Source organism: Dryocola clanedunensis (genome assembly GCF_038405435.1).
GTDB classification, from domain to species: domain Bacteria; phylum Pseudomonadota; class Gammaproteobacteria; order Enterobacterales; family Enterobacteriaceae; genus Dryocola; species Dryocola clanedunensis_A.
Genome location: NZ_JBBYHZ010000016.1, coordinates 36,370 through 47,666, shown reverse-complemented (window position 1 = coordinate 47,666; position 11,297 = coordinate 36,370). Strand labels below are relative to the sequence as shown.

7 protein-coding genes and 5 pseudogenes are annotated in these 11,297 nt (G+C 49.4%); 3 read left to right on the top strand and 9 right to left on the bottom strand.

Annotated features, from left to right (window positions below; all coding sequences use genetic code 11):
* Nucleotides 1-357: 357 nt before the first annotated feature.
* The 9 genes and pseudogenes from AAE045_RS21860 to AAE045_RS21820 form a co-directional block, all read right to left on the bottom strand.
* Nucleotides 358-915, bottom strand: a pseudogene (locus AAE045_RS21860) (recombinase family protein).
* Nucleotides 916-1,519: 604 nt separating this feature from the next.
* Entirely contained in the window at nt 1,520-1,849 is a 330-nt protein-coding gene (lysC, locus tag AAE045_RS21855) for an Rz1-like lysis system protein LysC (RefSeq protein ID WP_455549491.1), read from the bottom strand.
* Nucleotide 1,850: 1 nt separating this feature from the next.
* Nucleotides 1,851-2,267: pseudogene (locus AAE045_RS21850) on the bottom strand (DUF1367 family protein); the annotation flags it as partial.
* A gap of 867 nt (nt 2,268-3,134) precedes the next feature.
* Nucleotides 3,135-3,545, bottom strand: a complete 411-nt coding sequence (gene tolA / locus AAE045_RS21845) for a cell envelope integrity protein TolA (protein WP_455549490.1) — start codon at nt 3,543-3,545, stop codon at nt 3,135-3,137.
* 37 nt (nt 3,546-3,582) lie between these two features.
* Complete coding sequence (locus AAE045_RS21840; protein WP_455549489.1) at nt 3,583-3,945, bottom strand: hypothetical protein; 363 nt, start codon at nt 3,943-3,945, stop codon at nt 3,583-3,585.
* Between the two features lie 47 nt (nt 3,946-3,992).
* Complete coding sequence (locus AAE045_RS21835) at nt 3,993-4,319, bottom strand: hypothetical protein (RefSeq protein ID WP_455549488.1); 327 nt, start codon at nt 4,317-4,319, stop codon at nt 3,993-3,995.
* A 66-nt stretch (nt 4,320-4,385) separates the two neighbouring features.
* The gene (locus AAE045_RS21830) at nt 4,386-4,655 is read right to left on the bottom strand and encodes a hypothetical protein (RefSeq protein ID WP_455549487.1); all 270 of its coding nucleotides are present in this window, start codon (nt 4,653-4,655) and stop codon (nt 4,386-4,388) included.
* A gap of 210 nt (nt 4,656-4,865) precedes the next feature.
* Nucleotides 4,866-6,110, bottom strand: coding sequence for a YadA C-terminal domain-containing protein (locus tag AAE045_RS21825; RefSeq protein ID WP_455549486.1), 1,245 nt, complete (start codon nt 6,108-6,110; stop codon nt 4,866-4,868).
* Nucleotides 6,111-6,659: 549 nt separating this feature from the next.
* A pseudogene (locus tag AAE045_RS21820) lies at nt 6,660-6,899 on the bottom strand (replication protein P); the annotation flags it as partial.
* 38 nt (nt 6,900-6,937) lie between these two features.
* Here AAE045_RS21820 and AAE045_RS21815 point away from each other — a divergent pair.
* From AAE045_RS21815 to AAE045_RS21805, 3 genes and pseudogenes are all read left to right on the top strand, one after another.
* Nucleotides 6,938-7,096 (top strand): YdaE family protein, encoded by a 159-nt coding sequence (locus AAE045_RS21815; protein ID WP_455549485.1) that lies wholly within the window; start codon nt 6,938-6,940, stop codon nt 7,094-7,096.
* A gap of 138 nt (nt 7,097-7,234) precedes the next feature.
* A pseudogene (locus AAE045_RS21810) lies at nt 7,235-10,132 on the top strand (RecE family exodeoxyribonuclease); the annotation flags it as partial.
* Nucleotides 10,098-11,262 (top strand): annotated as a pseudogene (locus tag AAE045_RS21805) (RecT family recombinase). The pseudogenes AAE045_RS21810 and AAE045_RS21805, both read left to right, overlap by 35 nt.
* Nucleotides 11,263-11,297 lie beyond the last annotated feature (35 nt).

Here is an 11,297-nt window from a genome sequence, read left to right as displayed (position 1 = left end):
TTTTCATAGAGATCTCCCCGGTTCAGATTACGAGAAAATTCTACTTATGAACACACCGGTTTTTCGGGAGGATTACCCCTGCATTCGTTGTTGTGTTTTTTCCTCTTACAGTGTAACCGTAGATTTTTAGATGATTTTTTTCAAGATAATGAAGCCATCCTTATGTATTTATTTATCCAGCCATATCAGCGCCTATGAATTCCTCCCAAATGGTATGTACATCGCCCATCCCGCACCTAAGTTAAGTTCCTTGCCTTGATTAGTTAAAACTTCATCATCAATTATGCCATTACCGGCTATGTAAATTTTTCAGCTCTTTTACGACTGTCGATTTATTGCTCATCGTCATAAGAGTAATCATGTCGCAGATGAGACCGGGAATTTCTTATAGAGCGTACACATCGCTACGTCATAAATTAGCGCAACTTGCTTCCTGGGGGTTCCATTCGCTATTTATCGCCCTGCCTGCTCCCACTGTTCTGCCGACAGCTTTGGCCGTCGGCCGCCGATGCGCCCCTTTGCTCGTGCGGAAGCTAAACCGGCCCTCGTTCGTTCAACAATAAGTTCACGCTCCATCTCTGCAAGCGCGCTCATAATGTGAAAAATAAATCGCCCCATCGAAGAGGAGGTATCGATGGAATCCGTAACGCTACGGAAATGCACCTCGCGTCGCCTTAATTCATCCACCAGCAGCACCAGATTACGCATACTGCGACCCAGGCGATCCAGTTTCCAGACGACAAGCGTGTCACCAGGTGAAAGGGCTTTAAGAGCCCTTTTTAGCGCTGGCCTGTTCTCAACCGTTCCGCTCATTTTTTCTTCAAAAAACTGTTCACATCCTGCCCGTTCCAGCGCTTCTCGCTGTAGATCGGTGTTTTGCTCATTTGTTGATACGCGAATGTAGCCAATTTGCATGTTTTTTGAACTCCCTAAAAGGTACAAAATATGCGGGAAGTTATCTGCTGGTTGGCGTGAGGACAATCTTTTAAACGTCGGTTTGGGAAGTGCTGCAACGAAAGACATTAACCTTGATTTAGTTAATCCATCTGCAGGCCAAGTTATGGTTAACCGACTCACATGCCTGCTGGTTAGCGTAAATGGGCTTAACTCAGTCGCAAACCGTGTCCACTACCTCAACCTTTACGGGTCCAGCTGTCCCGCAGCTCGCGATCAACGTCGTCGCCAGGCATATGGTTAATCCGGCTATAATGCCATTACGCTGGATCTACCCATGTTGATGTGAATTAATAATCCAAGACTACCGAACATAATGTTAATTATATTAATGCATTGTGTAATTTCTCTCAGCCCGAATAACACAATTCATTGTATCAGAAGGACATAACAGAAAACCCATTGTTAATCATTGGTTAATAATTGATTAATTGAAGTTTAATTAATCGTGCTTTTTCAACAAACAAGCGTATTGTCGGCACGTTACTTGTAATGAAGGCTATTTAGCCACCCTTACGAATTACTGGATTAAATTCGTAAGGGCTTTTTTCTCATGCAGGCATTTTCACTCACTGACACGTGAACGAGCATCCTCGATTTTCCTGATATCCACCTTATCGACATTGCACTGGCCCAACGCCGATAACAGGCTTACGTTCAGATCTAAGCTATCTCCGTAAGACAGTGGGTCTGAGATATAGGGCTGTGGCGTCTCAGCTGTCAGGTTTGCCGGTAGCGGTACCGCTGGAACCTGCACGTAAACCGTACGCGTATTCCCGCAGCCGGTTAGCAGCGGCAATAGGCACAGGCCGACGAGCGCAGTCATCTGCCGCAATAGCATCTTTGATATCAGTCGCGGCTCTCTGTGACTGCATTGCAATCTGCTGTTTAGCATGCTGGTTAGCGTCGTAATGCCCGGCTTCTACAGTCACCCACGCGCGGTACGCGTCGAAGGATTTGCAGGCGCTGATACTGCCGCTCGTGATTCGCTTGCTGGCCACGCGGTCAAGGTATTGCTCCGCAGCGTCAAGCAGCGAAGATTCACTACCGCCAAAAGCAGCAAGATAACGCGCATAGCCGGTCACCAGCTTACGTTCGTTGGACGAGATAGCACCGCCGGTTGGCTCCCAGTATTCGAAACCGAGATTCAGCAGAGCGAAGAAGCGACGATGAAAGGCCGGGTTGCGGACCCGCTTGAAGTCAGCAACCAGCACGGCGCCGAGTTTGATTTTAGAATGCAGATAATCGCTGGTATCGGGCGTCGCCGGTATCAGGATTCCAGATGAGTGCTTGATGAGTTGTAACTGCGCCATGGTGTTCTCCGTGGCGCATCGTTCTCAGGTTATCGGTTGTTCAAGCCGATTTAGATATTATGCAAGGTTCGCTTAACAAAGGTCAATTGCTGGCAGATATCTCTCTGACCATTTCTACCAGCGTTGCACGCGAGATGACGCGCTCATCCTTCTGAAGATGCTTATGGCCTATCTCCAGGCCATCGTTGTTCAATAGCAGACGCTCACCCACCCTGAGTTTAAAAGAGCATGCTACTGCGCCATCAGAATGCCTTACCAGATAGTAATAATCATTCCCCTCAGAACTAACTTGAGACACATCAACCCCCTTACGGATTGCCTAATCTTCGGGACCCAGAATCCCACTTTGCAAAGCCATCTCGGCTATGCGTAATCACTGTAGCAAAGTCGCCTTTTTTCCTAATAACCTGCACGGGAATCAAAATCTCTAAAAATACTTTCAACAGTTTCTGCTGCCACTATGCAAACATCTAGCACGCATTGACTGTACATAAACACAGTATTATTTTCTTTTCCCAAGTATGCACAAAAACCATGTGTCTACGCAAGGTTATTTATCTCTATGATTTGGGTAATCTTTTGCGCTGCATCGGTTCAAAATTTGAACATTATCGTTATCTTATTCCTAACGGTAAATCTGTCGATTCGAGCAGCTTGATCGACTGCATTTCGACACTTCATGTAATGCATTAACACTAGACACTGACGAACAAAACTCTACAGTCAACAGTACTGAACTAAGTGTTGTAAATTTGTTTCAATTAGGTGCTCGCTAATCTTTCAATTTCTGCGATCAATGGGATGCGATAGATCTTTTAAGCCGCTAATGGCGGCCATAAAAAAGGCGACCTAATGGCCGCCCTTCTATCAAGGTTTAAAGTCTATGGGTGCATTTTTGAATAATTGATATGTTTCTTCGTCCGGCGCTGGCGGAATCTTTGCAATCCTCACCGCAGCAATGGCGCCTTGGCACACCGCCGGATCGCCACCTTCTGATTTTACTCCGTTTACAGTTCCGTCGCGCGCTAAATCGAGGCGTAGCATGCAGCTCTTACCGTGGTAAGATTCATCATTATAAAATTTCTCTATGATTGCGTTTCTGATCTCGCCAGCGTAGCCAGAAATCACCGCATTTGCCGGTAAGCCTGTCGAAGTCTCGGTAATGCTGCAGTTATCGAGCGCACGCGTTTTGTTACAGCCGTTCGGCTGCATGACAGTACAACCGGCCAGAAGGAACACTGCCGCAATTATCAAATGTTTTATTTTTAGATACTTCATAAGAACGGCAATATAGTAGCCACCTCAAAGTTTTCTATCACACGTGTGTATTACTAAATGCAACTGAGAACGTAGCTCGTCCAGGCGAAAGTCGTTTAGGCGCAACTGGTAATATATTGGCCAGCTTAGCAACCTGAACAGCTATCGCGATATCTATACAAATTGCTGTGGCCCCTAATGGGGTCACATCGGTCGTTGCTCCTACGCGGTCAATTTTAATTTCAAAAGCACAGGCCCCCAAATTATGGTTTTCCTTGTATATCGACGGAAACACTTTAGTAATAGCCCCCATATATTGTGATTGGAACTCAACCATTTCCGGTGAATCCATTGGTATGGATTTATGCGTGGAACAGCCCGTGAGTGCCCAAAAGGCAACTGCCAATATTACTTTCTTCATTAGATAACCTTTGCATAAATGGCTGGCTTCATACTTATTTACAAGTATTAATTAGCCCAATCCTGAAATCGGCCTTCACGCATAACCGCTATGCTGCCATTTTTGTATATAATGACAGCATCAAGACCGGAAGAATATACGCTTGCTGTAGCCGTGTTTTCGTCATTCGTTGTCGGTTTGCCATCAATTGTTACCATACCGAGCTTATCGCGCTTAATAGTCATGCCGTTATAATGCTTAATGATTGTTGGCGCTTTATGCGCCACTTGTGCGTGTTGTGAATCTGTCTGCGCCTGAGCTTCAGCCATGTCTATCGCAGGCGTACACCCAGTTAATAAAGAAAGTCCTACTATCATTAATATTATCTTTCCCATTTTCATACCCCTGCATAATTGTTTACTTGAACACTTGTTCGAATTTGTAGCAACCATTTGGCCGCCCTAGCCTTCACAACTCGTCTGGATTTTTATTTTCATGTCATGTTTTTTGAAGCTCGCCATAATTTTTGGAATTTCCCGACGCAGCAACCAATAACTTAACCGTGTAATCAACTCGCTAAATGCCTTGCGAATAGTCCATATCCCATAGAGGGATACGGTAAGAACGAACGCCGCAAAATAAGCTTGCCCTTCCTCAAAAAACAGATAGGAGACGAAAATATCAGCCAATGCTAAGAAGAAAAGAACATATACAAACGGTTCACGAATCATACGGAAGCAGCCTGTAAAGCGACGTAAACACAATTTATAATAAAGGCGCACAATGCAATTAGTACGGCAGCTACAAGAAAACCTTCCATAAAATATTTCATGCTTTCATCTCTACGTGTGAACACGCTGTAAAAAAGGCCCATAGTGCCAGCCATGAGCCTTTGCTTAACGACCATCGAAATCAGAGCCGTGCCAGCGGCCCTTTACTGCTTACCAGCCTACGGACACACCTGCGCCGTATCCGAATTTGTGCGCGGTATCGTCGGAAACTGCGACTTTAACCACGACATTTTCGGCCGCGCGAGCAGAGAAGCCTACCGCCAGCGCGTTCTGGTCATCATAGCCACCCACCGCCGCGCCAACGGCGAAGGTCTGGCCCTGAATTACTTGAGGAATGTTTGCTTGCGCCATAGCGCCGGAAACGCCCGCGCTTGCGACTTTGCGGTTTTCTTCGACCTGGCTTTTCAGCTTGCCGAAGTTCGCAGAGTTTTTAGCCTCGAGGGTTTCGATACGCGTTTCATGGTTGGCCAGCTCGGCGGAGTGATCTGCTACCGCTTTGTTTGTGGCGTCGAGTGCCTGGCGGTTTGCCGCCGCGTTATTAAACGCTACGGCCGCGCGGGAATCGGCGGTTGTTGCAGTAGTCTGCGCGGCAGCTGCTTTAACGCTGGCGCTATCGGCAACGGCTTTAACACCGTTTGCCGTGGTCTGGGCAGTGTTTGCTGCGCTAACAGCATTTGCCGCATCAGTTTGCGCTGTTATGGCCGTGCTCTGCGCGGAAACTGCTGTAGCATTCGCACCGTCGGCAATAGCTTTAACGCTGTTTGCAGTGGTCTGCGCGGTGTTGGCAACGGTAACAGCGTTTGCCGCATCGGTTTGCGCTGTCGTGGCGGTGGTCTGCGCGGTGGTCGCAAGACCAACGGCGTTTGTTGCATCAGCTTGGGCCGCTATAGCGTTAGTGTTAGCGCTTGCAGCGTCATTCTTCGCAGCCGTCGCATCAGTCTGCGCTGAATTTGCCGTAGTCTGCGCCGTTGTTGCTGTAGTTTGCGCAGTAGTCGCGGCGGCTTGAGCAGCCGCAGCGGCTTGAGTGTTAGCGCTTACATCCGAATGCAAAGAAATTAAGTCACCTTCGGTTGCAGCTATACGGTTTTCTTGTCCGATAGTTGTAGTAGTCAGAGTATTAATCTGCGTTTCCATTGTCTTTTCATTGGCGTTTAACGCGCCGACATGGCTATTAAGTGTAGAAATATCACCTAACATATTATTGATATAATTAAAATTCGTAGCGATATCGGACGACATAGCATCAAGATGATACGTTGCGCCGTTGTCCCCTGCTAATGTAAACGAATTAACATTCGCCTGGTCAAAAATTTGTGCGGTTGTATCGGCTGCTTGTGCAGAAAGAGCGAAGCCACTCGAGATTAAGATAGCGAGGATTGTTTTTGATGTTTTCACGATATTCTCTTTGAAATTGAATTTAGTAATTTAGTAATTTAGTAATTTAGTAATTTAGTAATTTAGTAATTTAGTAATTTAGTAATTTAGTAATTTTTCTCCCAAAGACAATCCACATTAAATAATTAACCTGTAAGTAACCTATTGATAATAAACAAAACACTCCGCCATCGATATAACGCCCCTCAGTAACAACGAGTCGAACGGCAAACATTATAAACCTGGCGAAAATAGATTACTATTTTTTTGTTGATTCATAGTTCAATTCCTTTTATCAACGTCCTTCCGCCCTATGTATTATACTTTTCCACATGAGTGCTACGCAGCGCGGAATTATTCACGCCTCATTAATTATGAGACGTAGTTTTTCTGCGTTATAACGCTAAAGCTTCGATCATAATCTTGTGGTTAGAAGAACTATCGTAAAAGTTTATACCCTCACATAACGCATCACTTATTGTGTTTGTTCTCCCAGCCCAGGTATTTTGTGCGTTGCCGTACGGTTCTCGTCCAGGTAGGCGATCACCGCCAGTTGGTCTTTGCTTCTCATCAGCATTTCCCCTTTAAACCATGCTTAGCGCGAAGCTCTGCGATAATCGCCAGGCCATGCTGCCGGGTGACAGGCTTGCCACCGAGCACTGGAAGCATCATCTTCGGTTCGGGGATGTGCTCACCTCTGAATATTTTTGCCGCCATCAACGCCAGCTCCCCAGCGGCCTTGCGGCGCAGTTCGCCGTCACTCCAGGTGTTCGCCCTCATGCCGGAGTACAGTGCGGTCACCATCCAGTAGTGAGCATGCTCAGCCGCTGATTCATTGAGGAGGAAGAGTGGAAATCAAATGCGGGTATTGCAGCAAGTCGGTTAAACCGGGCGATGTAGTGAAGAGCACCCTGCTCTATCGCAACGGTAACCAGCTGGCTCGCAAGGAAAAAGAGTACTGCTGTAAGCAGTGTGCCAGTCACGACCAAATGGCCCACGAGGGGTAACGCAAAAACCCGCCGAAGCGGGTTCTACGTCCAGCGGAACCGACCAAAGCACGCTGGAAATCTGTAAGACCAAAAATACCACCCAATGGGCGCTATCAATGGCTCGGGGATTCTATAACCCAAAGGAGCGTAAAAGCAATGATGTACGCATATCTGATCAAGGCGCGGCCTAAAGCTGGTAAGCCTAATTTATTCACCTGGTTCGATTGCAAGTCAGACTCTCGCGCCGATCGTGAAATCATGAATATCCTGGAAGATAACGAAATCGAGACAGGCCGCGGCGCTGATTACCAGCTCCCGGTGCGCACAGACGTGCCTGTTTATGATGATCTTCCAGTTGAGAGACTACTGGACGCGACCTGGTGCGAACGTTACGAGCTCGACGATGACGGCAGAACGTGGCAAAAAATAGTTTCTGCTGAAGCTGGCAAGAAGCCTGAAACAACCGTTACTCCTGACGTATCCGCGTCAGCCAGCCCGGCGCCATTTGATGCGAGCGCTGAATTCGAAGCACCATCCTTTGAGCAAGTTTCAGAACGCCTCGACGAGATCCGCAACCTTAGCGATGAAGATATCGTCGACAGCCACACGCTGCCATTTAATACCGAGCTTGCCCACTTTTGGATTGGCGGCATGTACACGGCGACGCCAAACGAACGCGCTGCAGCTAATGCCGCGGCGATGGATACTGACGACAGCTATTTGCAAAACGTGCTGCTTGCGTTGAACTCAGTGGAAGCCTGCAAACACTGCTTCAATCACATCCGTTTATCACTGCTGAACAATATCAAAAAAATCTGGCCGCTCGACGGTAAGGCCCCAGCTCTCAATCTTATCCTGTCTTTCGCGAAGGAATGGATGGCGGCAATCAACGACACGTCAGATAAAGATGGCAAACACCGGGCTGACGTAGTTGATAAATGGCTCACGCGTTATCGCAAAGAGCGTATCGAATCAGGCGCAACAGCCGGGGGCATGAACAAAACAGACCGCGACCCGACCCTTACTCATACGCTTGACACCCTTGATATAGAAATCGCATGCGCCCTGCTCCCAATGGATTTCGATATTTATAACATTCCAGGGGGCGTTTATCGCCGCGCCAAAGAAATGGTCGCGGGCAAAGAATCTCCTTGGAAAGAATGGTCTCAAAAACTTCGCCACTGCCCGGGCATTCTGGATTATTCCCGCGCAGCTATTTTTGCTGTGATCCGTAGTGCCGCGCCGAACATCCACATGATGCCTGGTAGTCACCAGGTTTGGGTGAATACCAAACTCACTGAGTCGAACCACGCAGCGCCAGATGCTGAAACGGTCGCGATGGCAAAAAATTCTGATGCACCGATCACCACCGACGAAACCAGTGATGCTGCTGCCTCTGAGCAAAAACATACCGAAACGGTCAGCACCAAAGAACAGCCAGAAATAACCAGCATGGGCGACGGGGTGTTCACTGTTGAAGGGTTAGTCGGTGGGCAGGCAGCAACGGCCTCAGTCAACGATGTACCTGCTGCAGAAAAACCTAAAAAGAAAACTTACGACGAGTTGCATGCAGAACTGCATGAAGCCAGAAAAAACATACCGGCTAAAAACACTCTCGCCATGGAGACCACCAGCAATGAGCAGATGGAAGCGGCTGACAGTAACGAAATCGCGGGTAGTCCTGAGGTTTCAACAAGCGAAGGCGCTAATGCAGATAGTGCGGAAGCAGCTGCCGCAGTAAAAACCGACGCTGAACCAATGCCTGCCGTCGAGTACCCGGCTTACTTCGAGCCAGGTCGTTACGAAGGGCTGCCAAACGAGGTTTACCACGCTGCGAACGGTATCAGCAGCACGCAGGTGAAAGACGCCCGTGTAAGCCTGATGTACTTCGATGCGCGTCATGTTTCGAAAACCATCATTAAAGAAAGATCACCCGTCCTGGACATTGGAAATCTCGTTCATGCGCTGGCATTGCAGCCTGACGAACTGGACAAAGAGTTTAGCGTTGAACCAGTAATACCTGAAGGTGCGTTCACCACCGCGTCGACCCTACGCGCCTTTATCGATGCACATAACGCCAGTCTGCCGGCGTTGCTTAGCGCTGATGAAATCAAAGCGCTGCTGGAAGAGCACAACGCCACCTTGCCCGCGCAGGTGCCGATGGGCGGCAGCCTGGAAGAAACAGCGCAGAGCTATATGACGCTGCCAACTGAGTTCCAGCGTATCGAAGCAGATCAGAAGCAGACCGCTGTCGCGATGAAGGCCTGCATCAAAGAATACAACGCCACCCTGCCCGCGCCGGTGAAAACCAGCGGCAGCCGTGACGCGCTGCTGGAGCAACTAGCGAGCATCAATCCTGACCTGGTGGCGCAGGAAGCGCAGAAACCGGCACCGCTGAAAGTGTCCGGCACCAAAGCGGAAATGATCCAGGCGGTGAAGGCTGTGAAGCCGGATGCGGTATTCGCTGACGAATTGCTGGACGCATGGCGAGATAACCCGGAAGGCAAAGTTCTGGTCACCCGCCAGCAGCTGAGCACCGCACTGGCCATTCAGTCTGCGTTACTGTCGCACCCAACCGCTGGCATGCTGCTGACACACCCGAGCCGCGCCGTTGAGGTGAGCTACTTCGGCTTCGACGACGAAACCGGGCTGGAAGTGCGCGTGCGCCCTGACCTTGAAATCGACCTGGATGGCGTGCGCCTCGGCGCTGATCTCAAAACCATCAGCATGTGGAACGTTAAGCAGGAAGGCCTTCGCGCCAGACTACACCGGGAAATAATCGATCGCGATTATCACCTCAGCGCAGCCATGTACTGCGAAACCGCAGCGCTGGATCAGTTCTTCTGGATTTTCGTTAACAAAGACGAGAACTACCACTGGATAGCCATTATCGAGGCATCAGAAGAGCTGCTTGAATTGGGCATGCTGGAATATCGCAAAGCTATGCGCGCCATAGCTAACGGCTTCGATACAGGTGAGTGGCCAGCTCCGATCACTACGGATTACACAGACGAACTGAATGATTTTGACCTGCGCCGCCTCGAAGCGCTGCGCCTGGCATAAGGGGAATGAACATGGAAAACACTAACATCGTAACGACAGAGCAGCAGGCACCTAACACCATCTCTGCCAGCAACTCCATTTTTAATGTTCAGGCGCTCGGACAGTTGCAAGCGTTTGCAGGTCTCATGGCGCAATCAGCAGTTACCGTTCCCGCGCATCTTGCCGGCAAGCCAGCAGACTGTATGGCAATCGTAATGCAGGCCATGCAATGGGGAATGAACCCTTACGCGGTGGCCCAGAAAACGCATCTTGTTAATGGGGTCCTGGGTTACGAAGCGCAGCTTGTAAACGCAGTGATCGCCAGCTCCAGCGCCATTAAGGGGCGCTTCCATTACCGCTACGGTGGTGAGTGGGAACGCTGCACAACCACAAGCGAAGTGACACGAGAGAAAACCGGTAAAAATGGTAAGTACACCGTTACTGAGCGGGTTCGGGGATGGAAGGATGAAGACGAAGCCGGACTGTTCGTCCAGGTGGGTGCGATCCTTCGCGGCGAGAGTGAAATTACGTGGGGGGAGCCGGTTTATCTGTCTGGGGTGGTGACGCGTAACTCCCCGCTATGGGTATCAAACCCAAAACAGCAAATTGCATATCTCGCCGTGAAATATTGGGCTCGCCTTTACTGCCCGGAGGTCATTCTCGGCGTTTATACCGCTGATGAAACAGAGGCTAAACCAGAGCGCGAGATAAACCCAGCATCAATTCAGCGCGTTAGCCTGAAAGAGATTGCCTCCGAACAGTCAGCCACCAGCACGCAGGAGCCGACAGTAAACACTGACGGCCTGGCGGATGCGTTCCGCACCCGGATTGAAGCGGTACAGGATGTCGATGCAGCAAAGGCTATTCGTGCTGATGTTGAGTCAGCGAAGGCTGCGCTGGGTAACGCCATTTACACCGAACTCAAGAACAAGGCAGTGGCGCGATATCACCGCGTAGATCACCAGAACCGTGTAGAGGCTGCAATCAACTCCCTGCCGAACCCGGGCGAGCCGGAAGCCGCAGTACGCTTCGCAGATGTTGAGCGCATGCTGGCCGCCGCAAAACGGCACCTCAGTGAGGAACTGCACGATCATTTCAGCATCACCCTGACTGACATGCGTCCTGAATATATTGCTGATTAACTTCCGCCGGGAGGGTAACCCCTCCCGCTTAAAGG